Origin of the sequence: Agromyces protaetiae (genome assembly GCF_030866785.1) — a bacterium.
Classification (GTDB): domain Bacteria; phylum Actinomycetota; class Actinomycetes; order Actinomycetales; family Microbacteriaceae; genus Agromyces; species Agromyces silvae.
Map to the genome: position 1 here is coordinate 1,911,627 of NZ_CP133018.1, position 23,682 is coordinate 1,935,308.

A 23,682-nucleotide genomic window follows, 5' to 3' on the forward strand; every position below is an offset into this window, starting at 1 on the left:
AGACATATGAACGACGCTGAACGAAGCTCCGACGACGCCGTCGAGCGCGTCCTGCGCAGCGCTGACCAGCACGCGGGCGTGGCCCGGTTCGGCGCGAACGAGGCCACCTCGATCCAGAGCGGCGATCCGGATGCCTCGACGTGGACGGATTCCTCGTCGTCGCCGAACGGCGACGGCGAGCAGTACGACCGTGAGGCGCGCGCCGCACTGCGCCGCGTGGGCGGGCTCTCGACCGAGCTCGAGGACGTCACCGAGGTCGAGTACCGGCAGCTCCGGCTCGAGAACGTCGTGCTCATCGGCGTGTACTCCCAGGGCTCGCTCGAAGACGCCGAGAACTCGCTCCGCGAGCTCGCCGCCCTCGCTGAGACGGCGGGAGCGCGCGTGCTCGACGGCGTCCTCCAGCGTCGCCCGCACCCCGACCCGTCGACCTATCTCGGTCGCGGCAAGGTCGAGGAGCTGCGGCACATCGTCGCCGCACTCGGCGCGGACACCGTGGTCGCCGACACCGAGCTGGCACCGAGTCAGCGTCGTGCGCTCGAGGACGCGGTGAAGGTCAAGGTCATCGACCGCACCGCGGTCATCCTCGACATCTTCAGTCAGCACGCGAAGAGCCGCGAGGGCAAGGCGCAGGTCGAGCTCGCGCAGCTCGAGTACCTGCTGCCGCGACTGCGCGGCTGGGGCGAGTCGATGTCGCGGCAGGCCGGTGGTCAGGTCGGCGGCGCGGGTGCCGGCATGGGCTCCCGCGGACCGGGTGAGACGAAGATCGAGCTCGACCGGCGGCGCATCCACTCACGCATGGCGAAGTTGCGGCGTCAGATCGCGGGCATGAAGCCGGCCCGCGAGGCCAAGCGCGCCAACCGGCGACGCAACGCGGTGCCGTCTGTGGCGATCGCCGGGTACACGAACGCCGGCAAGTCGAGCCTGCTCAACCGGATCACGGGTGCCGGCGTCCTCGTCGAGAACGCCCTGTTCGCGACGCTCGATGCGACGGTCCGGCGAAACACGACGCCCGACGGTCGGATCTACACGATCGCCGACACCGTCGGCTTCGTCCGGAATCTCCCGCACCAGCTCGTCGAAGCCTTCCGGTCGACGCTCGAAGAGGTCGGCGACGCCGACCTCATCGTGCACGTCGTCGATGCGGCGCATCCCGATCCGGCGGGCCAGATCGCCACGGTGCGTGACGTGATCGGCGAGGTCGGCGCGCGGGACATCCCCGAGCTGGTCGTCTTCAACAAGGCCGACCTGGTGACGCCCGAGGACCGACTCGTGCTGCGCGGCCTCGAGCCGAACGCGGTGTTCGCGTCCGCCCGCACGGGCGAGGGCGTGCGCGAAGTGCTCGACGCGATCGCGCGGCTGCTGCCCGACCCGTCGGTCGAGGTCGACCTGCTGGTGCCGTACGACCGCGGCGACATCGTCTCGGAGCTGCACGAGACCGGCCGAGTGCTCTCCGTCGAGTACGCCGAGGAGGGCACGCGGATCCGTGCGCTCGCCTCGCCCGAGCACGCGGCACAGCTCGCCGAGTTCACGGCGGCCGACGCGCTCGCGTAGGACGCGTCGACGTCATTCACCGCAATACCCCTCCCGCTGAGCACGAACTCGGCGTATCGTCGCTCGTGATCGACGGCGGCGGGCCGGATGCCCGCCGCGTGGAGCGACCGCCGAGCCCGGCACCCGCCCGCGAGATCCACCCGACCGAGTCCGGCGGGGGAGCGCGGTGTGCCGCGCGGCCTCCGACCGACGCGGCGTGCGGCGGCAGGAGCGAGATGGCAGCGAACGACGGCACGCCCATCTCGTTCGAGCTGTTCCCGCCACGCACCGACGCCGCGGCGCTCGCGCTCGGGCGCACCATCGATCGGCTCGCCGAGGCGCACCCGGCGTTCATCTCGGTGACGTTCGGCGCCGGCGGCTCGTCGCGTGAGCGTTCGCTCACGGTGCTGCGGTACATGCTCGACCAGACCGACGTCGAGCCCATGGCGCACCTGACCTGCGTCGGTTCGTCGCACGCCGAGGCCAATCGGCTCGTTCGGGACTTCCTCGACGCCGGGGTCACGAGCTTTCTCGCGCTCCGCGGCGATCCGCCGCTCGGGGCGGAGGATGACGGCCTCGGCGACCTCGGCAGCGCGGCCGAGCTCGTGCAGCTCATCCACCGCGTGCAGGAGGAGCGAGAGCCGTTCACGCAGGCGGGCATCCCCGGGCTGCCCGGGGCCTCCGAGATCCGCGAGCGGCCCCGACCCGAGCGGGTCGCGGTCGCGGCGTTCCCGACCGGGCATCCGCGATCCCGCGGCCCGCAGCAGGACGTCGACACGCTTCTGGCGAAGGAGATCGCGGGGGCGACGCTCGCGATCACCCAGCTGTTCTGGCACGCCGACGACTACCTGGGATTCGTCGCTCGTGCGAGGTCCGCCGGGGTGAGCATCCCGATCGTGCCCGGCATCATGCCGGTCACCACGCCGAGCCGGCTCGCGCGCCTCACGCAGCTCACCGGGGTCGAACCGCCGGCGCAGCTCGCGATCGACCTCGAGATCGAGCCCGACGCCGACGCCCAGAACGAGATCGGCGTCGCGTATGCCGCACGTCTGGCGGGCGAGGTGCTCGCGGACGCCCCTGGCCTGCATCTGTACACCTTCAACCGACACGAGGCCGTGCTCGGCGTGCTGGACCGGCTCGGTCTCATGCCGTCGTCGCGACCCGCCGAAGAGAGGAATGTGACCAACACATGAGCGAGCCCATTTTCCCGACCGGGACGATCCTCGGTTACCCGCGCATCGGACCGCGCCGCGAGCTCAAGCGCGCGGTGGAGGCGTTCTGGTCGGGCGGCATCGATGCGGTCGAGCTGGAGGCACGCGCCGCCGAGCTTCGGCGTGCGACGCGGGAGCGGCTCGCCGGGCTCGGTCTCCAACGCGGCGGTTCGGCGATCCCGGAGTCGTTCTCGTACTACGACCAGGTGCTCGATGCGGCGCTCGCGGTCGGCGCGGTGCCCGAACGATTCCAGCGCCTCGTCGGCGGCGACGGCGTGGACCTCGCGGGATACTTCACGATCGCTCGCGGCGAGGCGGCCGACGCGCCGCTCGAGATGACGAAGTGGTTCGACTCGAACTACCACTATCTCGTCCCAGAGATCGGACCGCACACGGTGTTCAGCGCGCAGCCCGGGGCGCTGCTCGGCCAGTTCCGTGAGGCGCTGGCCGATGGCTACCTCACGCGTCCCGTGCTGGTCGGGCCGGTGACGCTGCTCGCGCTCGCGAAGCCGACCGAGGACGCGCCCGCGGAGTTCCAGCCGCTCGACCGGCTCGCCGACCTCGTTCCGGTGTACGCCGAGCTGCTGGCGGCGCTCGCCGAGGCGGGCGCGGAATGGGTCCAGCTCGATGAGCCCGCGCTCGTGAGCGAGACCCTCGACGCCCCGCGCGACCGGGTCCTCGAGGCGATCGGGGTCGCGTACGACGCGCTCGGAGCGGCATCGAGCCGTCCCGCGATCTTCGTCGCGGCGCCCTACGGCGGACTCGATGATGCGCTTCCGGCGCTCGCGGCGACGCCGGTCGAGGCGATCGGGTTCGACCTGGTCAGGGGCGATGCGCCCGACCGCCTCGATCCCGCGACGGAGGAGTCGCTCGCCGCCAAGACGCTCGTCGCGGGCGTCGTCGACGGGCACAACATCTGGCGTGGCGATCTCGAGGCCGCGTTCGCACGTGCCGAGGCGCTCCGCGCCTGGTCCGGCAGCGTTGCGGTGTCGAGCTCGACGTCGCTGTTCCACGTCCCGCATGACGTGGCCGACGAGACGAAGCTCGACCCCCGCCTCGTGAGCTGGCTCGCGTTCGCGGATCAGAAGGTCGAACAGGTCGCGACGCTCGCACGCGGCCTCGCCGACGGCCCCGAGGCGATCGCCGCCGAGCTCACCGTGGCTCGTGAGGCGCTCCAGGATCGCGCCGAAGCGCCGGGCGTCCGCGTACCGGCGGTCCGGGCCAGGCTCGGCGCGCTCGCCGACTCGGACTTCTCACGAGCGGGCTACGCGGACCGGGTCGAGGCGCAGTCGGCGCTCGAGCTGCCCGAGCTGCCGACCACGACGATCGGCTCGTTCCCACAGACCACCGAGATCCGCCGGGCCCGGGCACGGCTCACGAAGGGCGAGCTCGACGAGGCCGCGTACCGCGCCGAGATGCGTGCGGAGATCGAACGGGTCATCCGTCTCCAGGAGGAGCTGGGGCTCGACGTGCTCGTCCACGGCGAGCCCGAACGCAACGACATGGTGCAGTACTTCGCCGAACTGCTCGACGGCTTCGCCGTGACCGAGCACGGCTGGGTGCAGTCCTACGGCTCACGGTGTACGCGGCCGTCGATCCTCTGGGGCGACGTCGCCAGGGCGGAGCCCATGACGGTCGCCTGGTCGACGTACGCGCAATCGCTCACCGCCAAGCCGGTGAAGGGCATGCTCACCGGTCCCGTGACGATCCTCGCGTGGTCATTCGTGCGCGACGATCAGCCCCTCGCGGACACCGCGCGACAGGTCGCGCTCGCGCTGCGCGACGAGATCGCCGACCTCGAGGCGGCGGGCATCCGGATCATCCAGGTGGACGAACCCGCGCTGCGCGAGCTGCTTCCGCTGAAGCGCGCCGACCAGCCGGCGTATCTCGACTGGTCGGTCGGCGCGTTCCGGCTCGCCACGGGCGGCGCGGCGGCACCCACACAGGTGCACACGCACCTCTGCTACTCGGAGTTCGGGGTCGTCATCGACGCGATCCGCAACCTCGACGCCGACGTCACCTCGATCGAAGCCGCGCGCAGCCGGATGGAGGTCGTCGACGACCTCGCCGCGAGCGGGTTCGACCACGGCATCGGGCCGGGGGTCTACGACATCCACTCGCCCCGGGTGCCGAGCACCGACGAGGTGCGCTCGATGCTCGAGCGTGCGGTCGGCGCCATTCCGGCGAGCCGGCTCTGGGTCAATCCGGACTGCGGGCTCAAGACCCGCGGGTATGACGAGACGATCGCCTCGCTCGAGCACATCATCGCCGCGACCAAGGCCGTGCGCGCCGGGATCGCGGTCCCCGGCTGAGCGAGTCGCGTCGCGTGCGCGGCCGGGGCATCCGGCGATCGGATGTCCCGGCCGCGGTCCGCCCGCAGGACGCGGCGACCGGGCGCGGCGGTCGCGACTCACACGTGGCATGCGGTCCACTCGAAGTGACCGCCCAGGTGCGCCGCCTAGCCTGAGAGGCATGCGATTGGCCGTCACCGAGACCGGGTACGGGCCCCGCACCGCGATCCTCATCCACGGCATCATGTCGGACTCGCGGGCGTGGCACCGGGTCACCGCCGAGCTCGAGTCGCACGGCTTCCGGGTCATCGCGGTCGACCTCGCGGGCCACGGCCGGAGCCCGCGGGCCGACCGCTATTCGCCGGCCGCGTGGGCCGACGACGTGGTCGAGACGCTGACACCGCTGCTCGACGGCCCGCCCGACGTGGTCATGGGCCACTCGCTCGGCGGGCTCGTCGCGAGCCTCGTCGCCGACCGCATGGCGCCCCGCGCCGCGATCTACATCGACCCCGCGTTCTCGTTCCCCACGGGGCTGCGCGGGCTCGCGTTCAAGCTCTTCTTCGCGCTCGCCCCGCGCCCGCGCAGGTCGGCGCTCGTCAAGATGAACCCCAAGTGGCACGCCGAAGACGTCGAGATCGAGCTCGCCACGCTGCGCGACTGGGACAAGCGCACGATCCTCGGCTTCAGCGACACCCGGCGGCTCGTCCCACCGGTGTCGCTCGTGGCGCCGACCCTCGTCGTGCTGGCCGAGAAGAGCCTGCTCATCACCGAACAGATCGCCGGGCGGCTGCGGCGGCAGGGTATGACCGTGCAGACGATCGAGGGCACCGGGCACACGGTCTTCCGCGACGACCATGCCGGGTTCATGTCCGCCGTGCTCGAGTGGCTGCGCAGCGTGCCGGCGCCGTTGCAGCCGGTGTCGCTGCAGCCGGTGTCGATGCGTGCCGGGCGCACGTCGCCCGCGACGCGCAGCTGAGCCGCCGTCGCTGAGCGCGCCGGCCCGCGCTCAGACCGCCCGCAGCACCGCCACGACCTTGCCGAGCACCTCGGCCGCGTCGCCGAGGATCGGCTCGAACGCACTGTTGCGCGGCAGCAGCCAGGTGTGCCCGTCGCGCTGCCGGAACACCTTCACGGTCGCTTCGCCGTCGAGCATCGCGGCGACGATCTCGCCGTTCTCCGCGTCCTTCTGGGATCGGATGACGACCCAGTCGCCGTCGCAGATCGCGGCGTCGATCATCGAGTCGCCGACGACCTTGAGCATGAAGAGCTCACCCTTGCCGACGAGCTGGCGGGGGAGCGGGAACACCTCGTCGATCTGCTGATCCGCCATGATCGGCACGCCCGCGGCGATCCGACCGACGAGGGGGACCATCGCCGCATCGTTGATCGGGATCGGCTCGCTGGACGAGGCGCGGGTCTCGCTCCCGGGCAGCTCGATGAGCACTTCGAGCGCGCGCGGCCGGTTGGGGTCGCGGCGCAGGTACCCGGCGAGCTCGAGCTGATTGAGCTGATGCGTGACGCTCGAGAGCGAGGAGAGGCCCACGCCGTCGCCGATCTCGCGCATGCTCGGCGGGTAGCCGCGGTCGGCGACCGACTGCTGGATGACCTCGAGGATGGCGGTCTGCTTGGGCGTGAGCGCCTTGCTACGGCGCCGTCGCGAGCCGGACTCCGGCGTTCGGTCGATGTCGGTGCTCACGGTCTCGCCCCTCGTTGCGGTCGCCTCGCGACCGGATGTCGGTGGTGTCTGATCGACTGTTCTCGGACATTCGAAACTGTATCTGCCCGGCGGGCACGCATCAAACATATGTTCGAGCGTGTCGCGCCTGTTCTCGCACATTCACGGGCGCAGGCCGAGGCAGAAGAAATGGAGAGACACCTTGCGCGGGCGCTCATTCGAAGATACATTCGGAACAGAGCTTCGCATCCGCCGCTCCCGGCCGAGCGGCGGATGCGGCTCGGAATCGGAATCGGTCGCGGCAACGTCAGGAGGAACCATGAGCGAGTCGAACACGATCGACGCCCACGGCGGCTTCGGGGCGAACGTCGGCGCCGGTGCACCCGCCCCTCGGACGCGGCTGCGGATCACGCGTCGCGGCCGGGTCGTGTTGACGACGCTCGCGGCACTGCCGGTCGCCATCGTGGCCTCGGTGTCGGTGCTCGGCGCGGGCATGGCGGCCGCCGACGGAGGTGGGGTGCCGGTCGCCCCGCTCGAGGTCGTGACCGTCGGCCACGGCGACACGCTGTGGGAACTGGCGGAGTCGATCGCGCCCGATGAAGACCCCCGCGAGGTCATCGCCGACATCGTGCGCCTCAACGGGCTCGACGGCGCGGTGGTGCAGCCCGGTCAGCAGCTCGCCCTGCCCGCCGTGCGCTGAGCCGCGGGCTGCGCTGCGCACGCGTGCTGTGCACGTGAAGGCGCCTGCGCGAGGGCTGCCGTCGCCGTGGATAGCATGATCTGGTGACCAGTCTCGAGGATCTCCCCATCAGAGACGACCTCCGTGGCAAGGCACCGTACGGTGCGCCGCAGCAGGCCGTTCCCGTTGCGTTGAACGTCAACGAGAACACGCATCCGATTCCGGAGGCCGTGGCACACGACATCGTCGCGCGCGTCGCGGCGGCGATCCTCGGGTTGAACCGCTATCCCGATCGTGAGTTCACCCAGCTGCGCGCGGCACTGGCCGGGTACCTCGGTCACGGGCTCGAGCCGCGGCAGATCTGGGCCGCGAACGGGTCGAACGAGGTGCTGCAGCACATCCTGCAGGCGTTCGGCGGCCCGGGGCGCACCGCGCTGGGGTTCGCGCCGACCTACTCGATGTACGCGCTGCTCGCGGCCGGGACCGGCACCGCGTGGGTCACCGGCGGGCGCGACGCCGACTACGAGCTGAGCCCCGAGACCGCGGTCGCGGCCGTCCGCGAGCACGATCCCGACGTGGTCCTGCTGTGCGCCCCGAACAATCCGACCGGGACCCCCCTCTCGCTCGACACCGTCGAGGCCGTCGCCGACGCGGCACGCGGCATCGTGGTCGTCGACGAGGCGTATTTCGAGTTCGCCGACCCGGGCACGCCCAGTGCGCTCACGTTGCTCGAGGGCCGGCCGAGACTGCTCGTCTCACGCACGATGAGCAAGGCGTTCGCCTTCGCGGGCGCACGGGTCGGCTACCTCGCCGGAGATCCCGCCACCATCGACGCACTACGCCTGGTGCGCCTGCCGTACCACCTGTCCGCGCTCACCCAGGCGGCAGCGCTCGGTGCGCTCGCGCACGCCGACCAGATGCTCGCGATGGTCGACGAGATCCGTCTCCAGCGGGAGCGCATCTCGAACGAGCTCGAACGACTCGGATTCCGCGCCTATCGGAGCGGCTCGAACTTCGTGCTCTTCGACGGCGTCGACGACCCGCACGCGGTGTTCGAGGGACTGCTCGAACGGGGCATCCTGATTCGCGAGATCGGGCTGCCGGGCAGCCTCAGGGTGACGGCCGGCACCGAGACCGAGACAACCGCGTTCCTCGAAGCCATCGCGCCGTTCGCGCCCCGGTCGGCCCAATAGGATTGAGCGTATGACCTCCCCGAACGCAGGCCGTACCGCGCGCGTGCAGCGCGAGACGAGCGAGTCGAGCATCGACCTGTCGATCGACCTCGACGGCACCGGCACGAGCGACATCGAGACGGGCGTGCCGTTCTACGACCACCTGCTCACCGCGTTCGCCAAGCACTCGCTGAGCGACCTCACGGTCCGCGCGTCCGGGGATGTCGAGATCGACGTGCACCACACCGTGGAAGATGTCGGCATCGCGCTCGGCGCGGCGATCAAGCAGGCGCTCGGCGACAAGTCGGGCATCTCGCGGTACGGGGACGCGCTGGTCCCGCTCGACGACGCACTCGCGCAGGCCGTCGTCGACATCTCGGGGCGCCCCTACCTCGTGCACTCGGGCGAGCCGGCCGGCTTCGAGTACCACCTCATCGGCGGTCACTTCACGGGCTCCATGGTGCGCCACGTGTTCGAGGCCATCACCTTCAACGCCGCGCTCACCGTGCACCTCACCCTGCTCGGCGGCCGTGACCCGCACCACATCGCGGAGGCCGAGTTCAAGGCGTTCGCGCGCGCGTTCCGCCAGGCCAAGGCACTCGACCCGCTCGTCATCGGCGTCCCGTCGACGAAGGGTGCGCTGTGAGCGCGAGCCCTCGGGTCGTCGTGCTCGACTACGGGTCGGGCAATGTGCACTCGGCCGCCAAGGCCCTCGAGCGCGCGGGCGCCGAGGTCGAGCTGACCGCGGACCGTCGCGCGGTGCTGGAGGCCGACGGCCTGCTCGTGCCAGGGGTCGGCGCGTTCGACGCCGTGATGCGCCAGCTGCGTGCGGTCCGCGGTGATGAGCTGATCGACCGCAGGCTGGCCGGCGGCCGGCCCGTGCTCGGCATCTGCGTGGGCATGCAGATCCTCTTCGAGCGCGGCGTCGAACGCGGTGTCGACACCGAGGGGCTCGGCGAATGGCCGGGCGCCGTGACCGAGTTGCCGGCCGACGTGCTGCCGCACATGGGCTGGAACACGGTGGAGCCCGACGACGGGAGCGTGTTGTTCCGCGGGCTCGAAGACGAGCGGTTCTATTTCGTCCACTCGTTCGCCGCGCAAGAATGGACGCTCGAGACGCAGCCGCCGTTCCCGAAACCGAAGCTGACCTGGGCCGATCACGGCGGCCGGTTCCTCGCCGCGGTCGAGAACGGACCGTTGTCGGCGACGCAGTTCCACCCCGAGAAGTCGGCCGAGGCCGGCATCGCGTTGCTCGGCAATTGGCTCCGCTCGCTGCGCTGAGCCGTCACGTACAGATGGGGCACGTCGCACGTCGCTAGGATGCTGTGACTGTGCCGAACGCCGCGAACGCGGCTCCACAATTCGAGGACAGTGATGAGTGAGTTCAACAAGACCCCGCGGCTGGTGCTGCTTCCGGCCGTCGATGTCGCGGGCGGCAAAGCCGTTCGCCTGACGAAGGGCGAGGCGGGCACCGAGACGAACTACGGCGACCCGGTGGACGCCGCCGTGGACTGGGCCGATCAGGGCGCGGACTGGATCCACCTGGTCGATCTCGACGCCGCGTTCGGGCGGGGCTCGAACACCGGGATCTTGAAGAAGGTCATCCGCCAGGTCCGCGGTGTGAACGTCGAGCTCTCGGGCGGCATCCGCGACGACGCGTCGCTCGAGCACGCGCTCGCGATCGGCGCGAAGCGCATCAACCTCGGCACGGCGGCGCTCGAGAACCCCGAGTGGGCCGCATCGGTCATCGCGCAGTACGGCGAGGCGATCGCCGTCGGCCTCGACGTGCGGGGCGAGACGCTCGCCGCCCGCGGGTGGACGCAGGACGGGGGCAACCTCTGGCAGGTCATGGACCGGCTCGAGGAGGCCGGCGCGGCGCGCTATGTCGTGACCGACGTCACGAAGGACGGCACCCTCCAGGGTCCGAACCTCGACCTCCTGCGCCGGATCATGGACCGCACCCACCGGCCGGTCGTGGCCTCGGGTGGCATCTCCAGCCTCGACGACATCGCGGCGCTCCGCGAGCTGGTGCCGATGGGTCTCGAAGGCTCGATCGTCGGCAAAGCCCTCTACGCCGGTGCGTTCACGCTGGCCGAGGCGCTGGATGTCGCCGGCTACTGACCCCGGCTCGTCAGATCCCGGCCGGCCTCTCGCCGACTCCGCGGGGCAGCCCTGGGCCGGCAGGTCGTTCCAGGCCAACCCGCACGCGGCCGACGACGGCCGGATGCCGGCCGACCTCGCTGACGCTCTCGAGCGCTTCCGGGCGGGAGAGGCCGGGCAGTCCGAGGTCGTCCACGCGTTCGCGGGCGCGCGTCTGCTGATCCCGCTCGTCGCCGAGCTCGGCGCCGGCGCGGACGATGCCGGCGATGCACCGGGCGCGCACGGGCTCCGGGTGGACAAGAGCCAGGAGCTCTCGATCGTGACGGTCGCGGGACCCGACGGGCGCAAGGTCCTGCCGGTGTTCGGCTCGGTCGAGGCGATGGGCCGTTGGAACCCGCTCGCGCGGCCCGTACCGGCCGACGGCGTGCGCGTGGCGCTCGCCGCGGCCGATGACGGCACCGATCTCGTGGTGCTCGACCCCGGGTCGCCGACCGAGTTCGTGCTGCGCCGGCCGGCGGTCTGGGCCGTCGCACGGTCGCATCCGTGGCAGCCGCCGTTCGAGGCGGCCGAGGTCGCCGCCGCCTTCGAACGCTCGATCGGGTCGGAACTCGCGGTGCTCGGCGTCGAACTGCTCGCGGGCGACCCGTACGCGCGACTCGCGGGCCCCGAGCTCGTCGTGCGACTGACCCTCGTTGCGGGGCTCACCCGCACCGAGCTCGATGCGACGACCGCGCGGCTCGCTCGGCGCTGGGCTGAAGACGATCGCATCGCGACCGGGGTCGACTCGCTCGTCGTCAAGCTCGTCGGTGGAGCCGCGGCATAGCGCGGTGCGCCGCGGGACGGCCGTGCCGTCCGCCGTTGACGCGCGCCGCCAGCGGGCGGATGATCGTGTCAGCGCGCCCGGTGCGCGTGAAACGCGAGGTGCGACATGCTCGAGCAACCGCGGACCCGGGGGACGGGACCCGGAGCGGGTGGCCGGTCCGGCGACGGTGATCGGCCCGATGAGTACACCGAGGTGCTGCGCGTCGCGGCTCGGCGGGCGAGCGAGTGGCTCGGTGAGGTGCGGGAGCGGCCGATCCCGCCCCGGGCGGGCGCCGACCAGGTCGAGCAGGCGCTCGGGCGCGAGCTGCCCGAGCAGGGGATGCCGGCCGTCCAGGTGCTCGAGGAACTCGCCGAGGCCATCGAGCCGGGACTCATCGCCATCAACTCGCCGAGGTTCTACGGCTGGGTGATCGGCGGCACGCAGCCCGCGGCGCTCGGCGCCGACTGGCTGGTCTCGGCATGGGACCAGAACACGGGTCTGCGCACGATCACACCGGGCGCGGTCGCGGCCGAGGAGATCGCGGGCGAGTGGGTACTCGACCTGCTCGGCCTGCCACCCGAGAGCGCGGTCGGCTTCACGACCGGTGCGACGATGGCGCAGTTCTCGGCCATGGCGGCGGGGCGCGACGAGGTGCTGCGTCGCGCCGGGTGGGATGTGTCGGTCGAAGGACTCGCCGGCGGGCCGAAGGTGCGGTTCATCGTCGGCGCCGAGCGCCACGGCACGGTCGACCTCGCCGCCCGGTACCTCGGCCTCGGCGCGCCCATCGAGGTCGCCGTCGACCGTGAGGGCCGCATCCGCGTCGACGCGCTCGCCGAGACCCTCGACGCAGGCGAGGGTCCCGCACTCGTCCTGCTCCAGGCGGGCAACATCCATTCCGGCGCGTTCGATGCGTTCGGCGAGGCGGTCGAGGTCGCGCACCGTGCCGGTGCCTGGGTGCACGTCGACGGCGCATTCGGGCTCTGGGCGGCTGTATCACCACGGTTCGCGTCGCTCGTCGACGGGCTCGCGACCGCGGACTCGTGGTCGACCGATGCGCACAAGACCCTCAACGTGCCGTACGACTGCGGCATCGCGATCGTGCGCGACCAGCCGGCGATGCTGCGCGCGCTCAGCATGCACGCCAGTTATCTGCAGGCGACCGACGTCGGTGCCGACCCGCACGAGAAGGTTCCGGAGCTCTCCCGGCGGGCGCGTGGCGTGCCGACCTACGCCGTGCTCCGCACCCTCGGCCGCCGCGGCGTCCGCGAGCTGGTCGAACGGCTCGCCGACTCGGCGCGGACGATCGCCGACGGACTCGCCGCCATCCCCGGCGTCGAGGTGCTGAACGACGTCGCGTTCACGCAGGTCTGCATCGCGCTCGAGCACGACGAGGCGACGACCGCGCTGAGCGAGCGGCTCTGGCGTGAGGGCGAGGTGCTCGCGATGACCTCGCGCTGGCACGACCGCGTGATCGTTCGGTTCTCGGTGAGCAACTGGCGCACGGATGCCTCGGAGGCGCGCCGCACGGTCGACGTCGTCGCCCGGGCCATCGAGGAGCTGCGCGCCGGAGGGCGACCGTAGCCCCGCGCATGCGCGCGGGCAAGCCCGGGCCGGTGTCGGTGGCATCCGCTTCAATGGGACCATGACCGAGTCGCTCGCGGCGTTCTCGCCCGCGACGCGGGCGTGGTTCACCGAGTCGTTCGCCGAACCGACGACCGTCCAGACGGGCGCCTGGCAGGCGATCGCGCGCGGCGACCACGCGCTCGTCGTCGCGCCGACCGGGTCGGGCAAGACGCTCGCGGCGTTCCTCTGGGCGATCGACGGGCTGCACACCCCGGCGGGCGGGTCCGGCGGGGTGCCGGCCGAGGCATCCGTACCCGCCGATGCGCCCAGGTCGACCCGTGTCCTGTATCTGTCGCCGCTCAAGGCGCTCGGTGTCGACGTCGAACGCAACCTGCGCGCGCCGCTCGTGGGCATCGCCCGGACGGCGCAGGCGCAGGGCGTCGAGCCGCCGCAGGTGTCGGTCGGTGTGAGGTCGGGCGACACGCCGCCCGCCGAGCGGCGGCGGCTCGTGACGAATCCGCCCGACATCCTCATCACGACGCCCGAGTCGCTGTTCCTCATGCTGACCTCGGCCGCGCGCGAGACGCTGCGCGGCGTCGAGACCGTCATCGTCGACGAGATCCATGCGCTCGCCGGCACCAAGCGCGGCTCGCACCTCGCCATCTCGCTCGAGCGGCTCGACGCGCTCGTCGGGGCGCCGGTGCAGCGGGTCGGGCTCTCGGCGACCGTCCGGCCGCACGAAGAGGTCGCGCGCTTCCTCGCCGGCACCCGGCCGGTGACGATCGTGGCGCCCCCGTCGGGCAAGCGTTTCGACCTGTCGGTGCGCGTGCCCGTCGAAGACCTCTCCGACCTCGCCGGGGAGTCGGGTACCGGGTCGGTGTGGCCGCACGTCGAAGACGCGATCCTCGACGAGGTGCTGCGGCACCGGTCGACCATCGTCTTCGCGAACTCGCGGCGGCTCGCGGAACGGCTCACCGCTCGCCTGAACGAGCTGTGGGAGCAGCGGCAGGCCGAGGCAGAGCCGGCGCCGGCTGGGGCCGAAGCGGGCGAGCCGGCGGAGGAGCTCGTGGTCGCGGGCGAGCGCGCACCGGGGGAGCGCGGCACGGCCGCGCTCGCCGCAGCAGCCGGCGGCCCTCCGAGACGGTACGCGGCCGAGGCCGTGGGCGCGTCGGGCATCACCGGAGGCGCCGAGCCGATCATCGCGCGTTCGCACCACGGGTCGGTGTCCAAAGAGGAGCGTGCCCTGGTCGAGGCCGACCTGAAGTCGGGCCGCCTGCGCTGCGTGGTCGCCACCTCGAGTCTCGAGCTCGGCATCGACATGGGTGCGGTCGACCTCGTGATGCAGGTCGAGTCACCGCCGTCGGTCGCGAGCGGCCTGCAGCGCATCGGCCGGGCCGGTCACCAGGTCGGCGAGGTCTCGAAGGGCGTCATCTTCCCGAAGCACCGGGCCGACGTGCTGCACTCCGCGGTCGCAGCCGAGCGCATGTTGGCGGGTGCCATCGAGGCGCTGCGCATCCCGGCGAACCCGCTCGACGTGCTCGCGCAGCAGACGATCGCGGCCTCGGCCGTCGACGAGTGGGAGGTCGAGCAGTGGTTCGAGCTCGTCCGCCGGGCCGCACCGTTCGCCGCGCTGCCGCGCTCGGCGTTCGAGGCGACCCTCGACCTGCTCGCCGGACGGTACCCGTCCGACCGGTTCGGTGAGCTGCGCCCGCGGATCGTCTGGGACCGCGATGCCGGCACCTTCGTCGGGCGTCGCGGCGCGCAGCGGCTCGCGGTGACCAGTGGCGGCACGATCCCCGACCGGGGGATGTTCGGCGTGTTCATGATCGGCGAGGCGGGCCCGGGCCGCCGGGTCGGTGAGCTCGACGAGGAGATGGTCTACGAGTCGCGGGTCGGCGACGTCTTCGCGCTCGGCGCCACGAGCTGGCGCATCCACGAGATCACGCACGATCAGGTGCTGGTCGCGCCCGCGGCCGGCGAGCCTGGGCGGCTGCCGTTCTGGAAGGGCGACGGCATCGGCCGGCCCGCCGAGCTCGGCGCGGCGATCGGCGAGTTCATCAAGGTCCTCGCCGATGCGCCGGGCGAACCGGCCCTTGCCCGGAGCCGCGACGCCGGACTCGACGACCTCGCCGCGAAGAACCTCGTGGCGTTCATCGAAGACCAGAGACAGGCCACGACCGTCGTGCCCGACGGCGGCAACCTGGTGGTCGAGCGGTTCCGCGACGAGCTCGGCGACTGGCGCATCGTGCTGCACTCGCCGTACGGCATGCGGGTGCACGCACCCTGGGCGCTCGCCGTCGGCGCCCGCATCCAAGAGACGTCGGGGGTCGACGCCAATGCCGTCGCGAGCGACGACGGCATCGTCCTGCGCATGCCCGACACGGGCGACGAACCGCCCGGCAGCGACCTGTTCGTGTTCGAGCCCGCCGAGCTGGCCCAGCTCGTCACCGAGCACGTCGGCGGCTCGGCGCTGTTCGCCTCCCGGTTCCGCGAGTGCGCGGCGCGCGCGCTCATCCTGCCCAAGACGAATCCCGGCAAACGGTCGCCGCTCTGGCAACAGCGCCAGCGCGCATCGCAGCTGCTCGAGGTCGCGCGCGATTACCCCGACTTCCCGATCGTGCTCGAGGCCGTGCGCGAATGCCTGCAAGACGTCTACGACCTGCCGGCGCTGACCCACATCGCCGAGCGTCTCGAACGCCGAGAGCTGCGCTTCGTCGAGGTCGCCACCGAGTCGCCCAGCCCGTTCGCATCCAGCCTGCTGTTCGGCTACGTCGGCGCGTTCATGTACGAGGGCGACGCACCGCTCGCCGAACGCAGGGCGGCCGCGCTCTCGCTCGACCCGGCCCTGCTCGCCGAGCTGCTCGGCACGGTCGAGCTGCGTGAGCTCCTCGACCCCGAGATCGTCACCGACACCGAGCGCCAGCTGCAACGGCTCACCGACGACCGCGCGGCGCGCGGCAGCGAGGGCGTCGCCGACCTCCTGCGCGACCTCGGGCCGCTCGAGCCCGCCGAGGTCGCCGCACGCGTCGACGCCGAGACCGACGCCGGGGCCGCCATCGACGAGCTCGTCGCTGCGCGGCGTGCCGCGCGCGTGCGCTTCGCAGGCCGCGACTGGATCGTCACCGTCGAAGACGTGTCGCGGCTTCGGGACGCACTGGGCGTGCCGATCCCGCCGGGCCTGCCCGAGGTGTTCGAAGAGGGCGTGGTGGACCCGCTGGGCGACCTCGTGAGCCGGTACGCGCGCACCCATGGACCGTTCACCGCGGCGCAGATCGCCGAGCGGTTCGGCATCGGCACGGCGATCGCGGGCTCCGCCCTTGCGCGGCTCGCCGCGGAGCGGCGCGTGGTCGAGGGGGAGTTCCTGCCGCACGGCTCAGGGGTCGAATGGTGTGACGTCGGCGTGCTCCGCCGCATCCGCCGTCGATCGCTCGCCGTGCTCCGCAACGAGGTCGAGCCGGTCGAACCACGCGAGTTCGCCAGGTTCCTGCCCGGCTGGCAGCACATCGGCGGCCGGCTCAGGGGCGTCGACGGCGTCGCGGCGGTCATCGAGCAGCTCGAGGGCGCGCGCATCCCCGCGTCGGCCTGGGAGGCCTATGTGCTGCCGGCGCGCGTCGACGACTACCGGCCCGGCCTGCTCGACGAGCTCACCGCGTCGGGCGAGGTGCTCTGGGCCGGGCAGGGGTCGCTCGCGGGCGACGACGGCTGGATCGGGCTGCATCTCGCCGAGACCGCGCCGCTCACCATGCAAGCCCCGCCGACCGGTCCGCTCGACCCGCTCGAGACCGAGCTGCTCGCCGTGCTCGGCGGTGGGGGCGGCTACTTCTTCCGCCAGCTCGTCGAGGCCGTGGGCGCCGACGACGACGGGGCCGTGCTCGACGCGCTCTGGCGGCTCGTGTGGGCCGGGCTCGTCACGAACGACACCTTCGCGCCCGTCCGCGGCCTCCTCGCCCGCGGTGGTGCGCACAAGACGCAGGCGCCGCCGCCGCGCGCCCGGCTCCGGGGCCGGTCGCTGACCCGCCGTGCGATGGCCGCGTCGGCGCAGGGCGAGCGCGCTGCGCGGGCCGCAGCGAACCCGCCGCGGGCCGCCGGCCGGTGGTCGGTGCTGCCGCTCGCGAGCACCGCAGCGACGCCACGCGCCCACGCCCTCGGTGAGACGCTGCTCGAACGGTACGGGGTGGTCACGCGCGGTTCGGTCGTCGCCGAGGGCATCCTCGGCGGCTTCGCGCTCGCCTACCGTGCGCTCTCGGGGTTCGAAGACTCAGGGCGGGTCCGGCGCGGCTACTTCATCGAGGGGCAGGGCGGCGCGCAGTTCGCGACCGGTTCCGCCGTCGACCGGCTCCGGGCCGCGCCCAAGGGCCAGGCGATCGCGCTCGCCGCGACCGACCCGGCCAACCCGTTCGGGGCCGCGCTCGACTGGCCCGACACCGGCGAGGGCGGGCACCGGCCCGCGCGTAAGGCCGGTGCGTTCGTCGCCATCGTCGACGGCGAGGCGGTGCTCTACCTCGAGCGCGGCGGTCGCACCTCGCTGGTCTTCACCGAAGACGACGAGGTGCTCGCCGCGGCGGCCACCGCGCTGATCGACACGCTGCGGCGCGGACGCGCCGACCGGGTGCGCATCGAAGAGGTCGGCGGCCAGCCGGTGTTCGGGACGCCGTTCGGGCGGGCGCTGCGCGCCGCCGGGTTCCGCGAGACGCCGAGGGGGCTGAGGTTCGATGCGCGCGGCTGAGGGCATCCGGCGGCGTCATGCCTGAAGGAGACACCGTCTACCGGGCCGCACGCGAGCTCGACGCGGCGCTGGCGGGGCGTACGGTCGAACGGTCGGACTTCCGGGTGCCGGCGTTCGCCACGGTCGATCTGGCCGGCGCGACCGTCCACGGGGTCGCGAGCCGCGGCAAGCACCTGCTCATGCGCATCGGCGACGTCGTCGTGCACTCCCACCTGAAGATGGAGGGGGAGTGGCGCGTCTACCGGCCCGGCCGGCGCTGGGGGCGCCCCGACTTCCAGGTGCGTGCGGTCATCGAGGTCCCGGGCGCGGTCGCCGTAGGCTTCGACCTTGGGGTGCTCGAGGTGTTCCCCGCGACCGAAGAGGCCGACCGCATGGCCTACCTCGGCCCCGACCTGCTCGGCCCCGACTGGAACTTCGCCGAGGCGGTGCGCCGGCTCGAGGCGCACCCCGACGCGCCGATCGCCGTGGCCCTCGCCGAACAGCGCAACCTCGCCGGGCTCGGCAACGTGTTCGTGAACGAGGTGTGCTTCGTCCGAGGCATCCTGCCGACCCGCCCGGTCCGCGACGTCGAGCTCACGCCGGCCGTCGACGTCGCGCGGCGCATGATCGTCGCGAACCGCGACCGATCAGGTCGCACCACGACCGGCGACACCCGCCCGGGCAACCGGCTCTGGGTCTACGGTCGTGGCGGCGAGCCGTGCCGCCGCTGCGGCACGACGATCGAACACGGCCGGCTCGGTCGCAACGAGCTCGAACAGCGTGAGACGTGGTGGTGCCCGCACTGCCAGCGCTGAGCCAGGCTCCGGTATACTGTCATGCATGACCGCGCGTCGACGGCGATTCCGGATCGCGCTCGTCGCGTCCGTGTGTGCTGCGCTGCTGACGGGTGGGCTGCCCTCGGCCTGGGCGTCCGCGTCCGACGATTCTGCGCCGATCGCCGACCTCGGCACCTTCGGGTTGGGCGGCGGTCTCGACGCCGTGGTCGACCCGGCAGATGGCTCGGTCCGCTTCGGGATCTCTGCCGGCGGGCTGGCGCTCACCTGGAACTCGCGTGAGGTGGGCGTCGATCGGTTCGGGTTCGGCGGCGGGTGGAGCCTCGGCCTCGCGCGCGTCGAGACTCGTGGCGGGGTGCGCGTGTTCCCGGCGTCGGGTGGGGTGTTCGAGATGGACGCGACGCACCCGAGCGGGCTGCTCGGGTATCCATTGGCCGACGTCGCGTTCAGGCGCGCCGAGGCCGGGGCGGCGCTCGAGGGTCGCGACGGAGGACCCGCCGTGCGGTACGCGTACGTGCTCCACGAGCTCGGAGGCACGCGCACCTACTTCACGGATGCGGGCGATCCGGTCGTGCACGTGGCCGCCGACGGCGCCAGGACCGACTGGCGGTGGGTGGACGGGTTCGACCACCACCTCGGCGCGGTAGTGAACGCCGATGGCCTGGTCACCGAACTGGACTGGTCGGATCCGTCCGAGGTCGTGGTGCGTCCCGGCGCGAACGTGACGGCGGCGCCCGAGGGGTCCGGGGCCGGCGGGGTGTGGCGTGTGCGGCTCGACGGCGGTCGGCTCGATCGCGTCAGGGATCCGGTCGGCCGCGAGACGCACATCGGGTACGAGCGGGCCGGGCTGGCGTCGCGTGTGGTGACGGCGTCGGGTGCGATCACGGTGCTGACGTGGCATCCGACGACCGATGGTGTGCCGCGCGTCGCCGAGGTGCGCACACACGACGCCACCGGCAGGGAGTATCTCTCCAGGGAATGGTGGGCCGTCGGCGGGGTCGCGCCGTCGGGGTGGCCGGCGGTCGGCGACGGTGCGGGGCCAGCCGAGTACTCGACGGTCCTCACCGACGGCGAGACCCGCGTGGTGTCGACGTTCGGCGCGCAGCGCGCCATGACCGTGCGCGCGGTGGACGTCGTGAGCCCGTCAGGGCAGCTCAGGGTGCACGAGCAGTCGTTCGAGTTGCCCGAGACCGGGCCGGCGACGCCACTGGTCGCGCGCAAGCCGACCGGTGTCACGGTCACCTCGCGCGACGCGGGCGGCGGGGCGCGTTCGGTGCACGAGTCCTACGTCTACGACGATCTGGGCCGGATCGTGCAGCGCAGCGCGGCCGACGGCACCGTGACCGGGTGGGAGTACGACTCGGTCGTTCCCGAGGGTGCGTTGCTCCCCGTCGGTCTGCCGGTGCGTGAGACGACGACCGCGCCCGACGGCCTGGTCGCCTCGAGTCGGTCCGAGCTGAACGCCGAGCGCACCGCGCCGATCGTCGTCGAGGCCACGAGGGGCACCGGCGATGCCGAGCAGGTCACGGCGCGCACCGCGCTGACCTACGAGGGCGCCGTGGTGACCGAGCAGCGCGTGTATCCCGGCGGCGACCCCGCCGCGGTGCCGGTCGTCACCACGCGCACGCGCGACGTCGACCTCGACGCCGGTACGGTCACGGTCGAAGAGACCGCGGCGGCGGGTACCGACGCCGAGATGACGGTGTCCTCCGTGGCGTCGCTCGTGCACGGTGGCGCGCTGGTCGACAGGAACGCGGTCGGCGGCACCAGCTCGACGAGCTATGACGCCGCCGGTCGACCAGTGGGTGTGCAGGACGCCGCGGGTCGCGTGATGACCATCGTGTATCGGTTCGACGCCGTGCGCGGCGTCGACGCCGTTGCGACGACCGCCCCGAGCGGCGTGACCGTGACCGAGGAGCGCGATCTCCTCGGCCGCGTCGTGCGGACGTACGACAACGTGACGCCCGCGGGCGTGATCGCCGATGACCACATTCGCGTGATCGAGACGCGCGCGTATCCGTCCGGCGGCGTCGAGGAGGTGACGGATGCATGGGGTGCCACGACGCGCACCGAGCACGACGTGTTCGGGCGCCCGGTGCGCATCGCGCTGCCGAACGGTCTCGTGCAGGCGGTCGCGCATGACGACGTCGCGGGCACCGTGACGACCGGTGCGAGCCCGACCGGGTCGCTCGCGGACGCCGAGCAGACGATCACCCGGCGGTTCGACGCGGCAGGCCGGGTCACCGCCACCATCGACGTGAGCGGCGCTCGCACGACCTTCGCCTACGACGCCACCGGGCTGCTCATCCGGGGCGCCGACGGCAGCAGTTACGTCTGGGACGCGGCCAACCGGCAGGCGGCGCAGATCACCGCCGACGGCGCGCGGATCGAGACGGCCTACTGGGCCGACGGCACGCGCAAGCAACTCGCGGGGCCGTCAGGCCGGACCACCTTCTTCTGGGACGGCGACACGCTCCTCACCGAGCAGCACTCGTCGGTGCACGAGGGGCGCGGCAGCGCGTCGTACCTGCTCGGCCTGAACCGGCACGCGCGCTCGGTCGAACGCGCCGACGGCACGAGTGAGACCGCGCACTTCGGGAACGATCGCCATGGCAATGTGACCGAGCTCACCGACGCGAGCGGGCAGGTCACGGCGCGCTCCGCGTACACCGACTACGGTGTGCCGATCCTGTCGAGCGGCACTGAGGGCGCGTCCGGCGCTGCCGCGGCCGTCGGCGACCTCGAACGCAATCCGTTCGGCTACGCGGGGGAGTACACGCACGGCGACGGCAGCCAGTTCCTGCGCGTGCGCACGTACCAACCGGGCTCCATGGCCTTCTCGAGCCGCGACACCGAGCCGCTGCACACCGTGTACGGCTACGCCGACGCCAACCCGATCATGCTGGTCGACCCGTCAGGGCGCGACGCGGAGCTCGATTGGTGGGCCGTCGGTCTCGCCGCGTATTCCGTGGTCGCCGCCGGGATCGGTGTGCTCGCCCTCCTCACGGGCGGGGCGAGCCTCGGCGCATTCGGGGTCGTCGGTGCAGTGTTCGGAGCTGCTGACGCTGCGTTCGCCGGCTACGAGGCGTGGGCGGTCTGGAACGACACGCCGTTCATGCCCAGCGACGTCGCGGTCGGCGTGAGTGCGACGCTCGCCCTCATCGGTACCGTGTTCGGCGTCGGAGGTGTCGTCAAGCGGGCGCTACCGGACCGGTGGATGAGAGCCTTCGGGACCGATGCGGAAGTCGATGCGTTGAAGGTCAATGCCCAGGACAAAGCCAAGAGAGAGCACTTCGGCCGGACCGCGAAGGAACACGTCGGCAAGATCAATGTGGTCAGCCAGGGCGGGGAGCTCGTGTCGGAGCCATCGGACACGAGTCCGATCGGCAGCGTCGTGAACCAGCTCCGCTGGAGTCCGGCGCGCCCGGTTACGCTCGAGAGCAGGATCTGGGACCTCAGAACGAACATCTTCGGGGGGCGCACTCAACAGGGGGACGCACGCAAGACCGTCCTCAAGGATCTCGAAGCCGCCGAGCAAGCGGTCGCCAGAGCTCGCCGCACCATCACGACCTATCTCGACCGACTCGCAATCGCCAGGGGGTCGTACCAGAGATGGAGCAGCGACTTCGTCGATATGCACGCGTTCCGCTTGAACTACGATCTCGATCGAACTCGGGTGCACATTGCAGACGCCGTCGCATCGCTGAAGAATGCACGAGCCTCAACGGTGCTCCCACACGCCGTAGGTCCGCAGAGGCCGACGCCCGCGTTCACCCTCGACCAGCTCATCGGGGAACTGAACTATGTGGACACCGTGCTGAAGAAGCTGCCCCGCTACTGACTACCGCGACGTCGCCTCAGCTCAGACCCGTCAGGTGACCGGCCCGGTCCACTTCTCGCCCGGCCCCTGGCCGATCGCATCCGGGATGGTGCTCGCCTCGCGGAACGCGAGCTGCAGCGAACGCAGGCCGTCGCGGAGGCTCCGCGCGTGCATGTCGCTGATCTCGGGCGCACCCGCCGTGATGAGCCCGGCGAGGGCATTGATGAGCTTGCGCGCCTCGTCGAGGTCGGTCTGCTCCTCGGGGTTCTCGGCGAGTCCCACCTTCACGGCCGCGGCGCTCATGAGGTGCACGGAGGCCGTGGTGATCACCTCGACCGCGGGCACCTCGGCGATGTCGCGCGTGGCCTCTTCGACGGGTGACTCGACGGGGGACTGGGCGACCGACTCGTCGGAACTACTGCTCACTGCCAACCTCTGCTAGACTTCCTTGGGCTCCGGGGCTTGTCCCCGGTACGAAAGTGGAGAACCTCCCACCCGCGCATACCGCTTCATCAAGGTTACCGGGTCGTTTGCACTCCGCCGCCGCGCCGTGAGGCCGGGGGTAGACAGGGTGCCGCAGAAGCCGCATGGAACGCGTTCCATGGGGGCAGCATGTGTGGAACTCCGCTCTCGAACGTCGGGCGGCAACCGTCTCCCGAACGAGCGAAGCAGTTCGAATAGAGGAGACACGCATCAGCGATCCGCGTACCAACGACCGTATCCGCGTCCCCGAGGTCCGCCTCGTGGGTCCCGCAGGAGAGCAGGTCGGCGTCGTGAAGATCGAGGTGGCCCTGCGCCTGGCGCAGGAGGCCGAGCTCGATCTCGTCGAGGTCGCCCCGAACTCTCGTCCGCCGGTCGTCAAGATCATGGACTACGGCAAGTACAAGTACGAGGCTGCGCAGAAGGCGAAAGAGGCCCGGCGCAACCAGGCGAACACCATCCTCAAAGAGGTCCGGTTCCGCCTCAAGATCGACAAGCACGACTACGAGACCAAGATGAAGCGCGCCGTCGGCTTCCTGAAGTCCGGCGACAAGGTCAAGGCGATGATCCTGTTCCGCGGTCGCGAGCAGTCGCGTCCCGAGATGGGCGTCCGCCTGCTGCAGCGCTTCGCCGAAGACGTGGCCGAGTTCGGCACCGTCGAGCACAACCCGACGATCGACGGCCGCAACATGGTGATGGTCATCGCCCCTCTGAAGAACAAGTCCGAGGCCAAGGCCGAGGCGAACGAGAAGCGTGCTGCGGCGAAGGCGCGTCCCGAGGCCACGGCCTCGAGCGCGCCCGCGACGCAGACGGCCGAGTCCACCGAGGACCAGGCCTAGCACCCCCTCCGCCACCCCGCG

At 71.9% G+C, this 23,682-nt stretch carries 17 protein-coding genes; 15 read left to right on the forward strand and 2 right to left on the reverse strand.

The genetic code is table 11. The annotated features are described in order from the left end of the window. Positions 1-6 precede the first annotated feature (6 nt). From hflX to QU602_RS08835, 4 genes are all read left to right on the forward strand, one after another. Positions 7-1,551 carry a GTPase HflX gene (hflX, locus tag QU602_RS08820; protein ID WP_308799907.1) on the forward strand — a complete coding sequence of 515 codons (1,545 nt, stop codon included), beginning with the start codon at positions 7-9 and terminating at the stop codon, positions 1,549-1,551. A 215-nt stretch (positions 1,552-1,766) separates the two neighbouring features. Continuing rightward, positions 1,767-2,723 (forward strand): methylenetetrahydrofolate reductase, encoded by a 957-nt coding sequence (locus QU602_RS08825; protein WP_308799908.1) that lies wholly within the window; start codon positions 1,767-1,769, stop codon positions 2,721-2,723. Further along, positions 2,720-5,053 carry a 5-methyltetrahydropteroyltriglutamate--homocysteine S-methyltransferase gene (gene metE, locus QU602_RS08830; protein ID WP_308799909.1) on the forward strand — a complete coding sequence of 778 codons (2,334 nt, stop codon included), beginning with the start codon at positions 2,720-2,722 and terminating at the stop codon, positions 5,051-5,053. Before QU602_RS08825 ends, metE begins: the two co-directional genes overlap by 4 nt. Before the next feature lie 160 nt (positions 5,054-5,213). Further along, a complete protein-coding gene (locus tag QU602_RS08835; RefSeq protein WP_308799911.1) occupies positions 5,214-6,008 on the forward strand; it encodes an alpha/beta fold hydrolase in 795 nt (264 codons plus the stop codon). Between the two features lie 30 nt (positions 6,009-6,038). Here QU602_RS08835 and lexA read toward each other — a convergent pair whose 3' ends face one another. Next, entirely contained in the window at positions 6,039-6,716 is a 678-nt protein-coding gene (lexA, locus tag QU602_RS08840; protein ID WP_308800130.1) for a transcriptional repressor LexA, read from the reverse strand. 310 nt (positions 6,717-7,026) lie between these two features. Here lexA and QU602_RS08845 point away from each other — a divergent pair, with 310 nt between their 5' ends. The 10 genes from QU602_RS08845 to QU602_RS08890 all read left to right on the forward strand — a co-directional run bounded on the left by QU602_RS08845 (position 7,027) and on the right by QU602_RS08890 (position 22,363). Then, entirely contained in the window at positions 7,027-7,407 is a 381-nt protein-coding gene (locus QU602_RS08845; RefSeq protein WP_308799912.1) for a LysM peptidoglycan-binding domain-containing protein, read from the forward strand. Positions 7,408-7,490: 83 nt separating this feature from the next. After that, positions 7,491-8,579, forward strand: a complete 1,089-nt coding sequence (locus tag QU602_RS08850; RefSeq protein WP_308799913.1) for a histidinol-phosphate transaminase — start codon at positions 7,491-7,493, stop codon at positions 8,577-8,579. A gap of 10 nt (positions 8,580-8,589) precedes the next feature. Beyond that, the gene (gene hisB, locus QU602_RS08855; RefSeq protein ID WP_308799914.1) at positions 8,590-9,204 is read left to right on the forward strand and encodes an imidazoleglycerol-phosphate dehydratase HisB; all 615 of its coding nucleotides are present in this window, start codon (positions 8,590-8,592) and stop codon (positions 9,202-9,204) included. Further along, positions 9,201-9,839, forward strand: coding sequence for an imidazole glycerol phosphate synthase subunit HisH (gene hisH, locus QU602_RS08860; RefSeq protein WP_308799915.1), 639 nt, complete (start codon positions 9,201-9,203; stop codon positions 9,837-9,839). The genes hisB and hisH overlap by 4 nt, the downstream gene beginning before the upstream one ends. Before the next feature lie 93 nt (positions 9,840-9,932). Further along, a complete protein-coding gene (priA, locus tag QU602_RS08865; protein WP_308799916.1) occupies positions 9,933-10,679 on the forward strand; it encodes a bifunctional 1-(5-phosphoribosyl)-5-((5-phosphoribosylamino)methylideneamino)imidazole-4-carboxamide isomerase/phosphoribosylanthranilate isomerase PriA in 747 nt (248 codons plus the stop codon). Next, positions 10,663-11,481 carry an SseB family protein gene (locus QU602_RS08870; RefSeq protein WP_308799917.1) on the forward strand — a complete coding sequence of 273 codons (819 nt, stop codon included), beginning with the start codon at positions 10,663-10,665 and terminating at the stop codon, positions 11,479-11,481. Before priA ends, QU602_RS08870 begins: the two co-directional genes overlap by 17 nt. 105 nt (positions 11,482-11,586) lie before the next feature. Beyond that, positions 11,587-13,041 (forward strand): pyridoxal phosphate-dependent decarboxylase family protein, encoded by a 1,455-nt coding sequence (locus QU602_RS08875; protein ID WP_308799918.1) that lies wholly within the window; start codon positions 11,587-11,589, stop codon positions 13,039-13,041. 61 nt (positions 13,042-13,102) lie between these two features. Further along, positions 13,103-17,749, forward strand: a complete 4,647-nt coding sequence (locus QU602_RS08880) for an ATP-dependent helicase (protein WP_308799920.1) — start codon at positions 13,103-13,105, stop codon at positions 17,747-17,749. A gap of 17 nt (positions 17,750-17,766) precedes the next feature. Then, a complete protein-coding gene (locus tag QU602_RS08885) occupies positions 17,767-18,543 on the forward strand; it encodes a DNA-formamidopyrimidine glycosylase family protein (protein ID WP_308799921.1) in 777 nt (258 codons plus the stop codon). Positions 18,544-18,568: 25 nt separating this feature from the next. Next, positions 18,569-22,363, forward strand: coding sequence for an RHS repeat domain-containing protein (locus QU602_RS08890; protein ID WP_308799922.1), 3,795 nt, complete (start codon positions 18,569-18,571; stop codon positions 22,361-22,363). 30 nt (positions 22,364-22,393) lie between these two features. On the opposite strand, the gene QU602_RS08895 is transcribed toward QU602_RS08890, so the two are convergent. Further along, the gene (locus tag QU602_RS08895; RefSeq protein WP_308799924.1) at positions 22,394-22,768 is read right to left on the reverse strand and encodes a DUF1844 domain-containing protein; all 375 of its coding nucleotides are present in this window, start codon (positions 22,766-22,768) and stop codon (positions 22,394-22,396) included. Between the two features lie 251 nt (positions 22,769-23,019). Between QU602_RS08895 and infC the strand changes: the two genes are divergently transcribed. Further along, positions 23,020-23,661, forward strand: coding sequence for a translation initiation factor IF-3 (infC, locus tag QU602_RS08900; protein ID WP_308800131.1), 642 nt, complete (start codon positions 23,020-23,022; stop codon positions 23,659-23,661). The last annotated feature ends 21 nt before the right edge of the window (positions 23,662-23,682 follow it).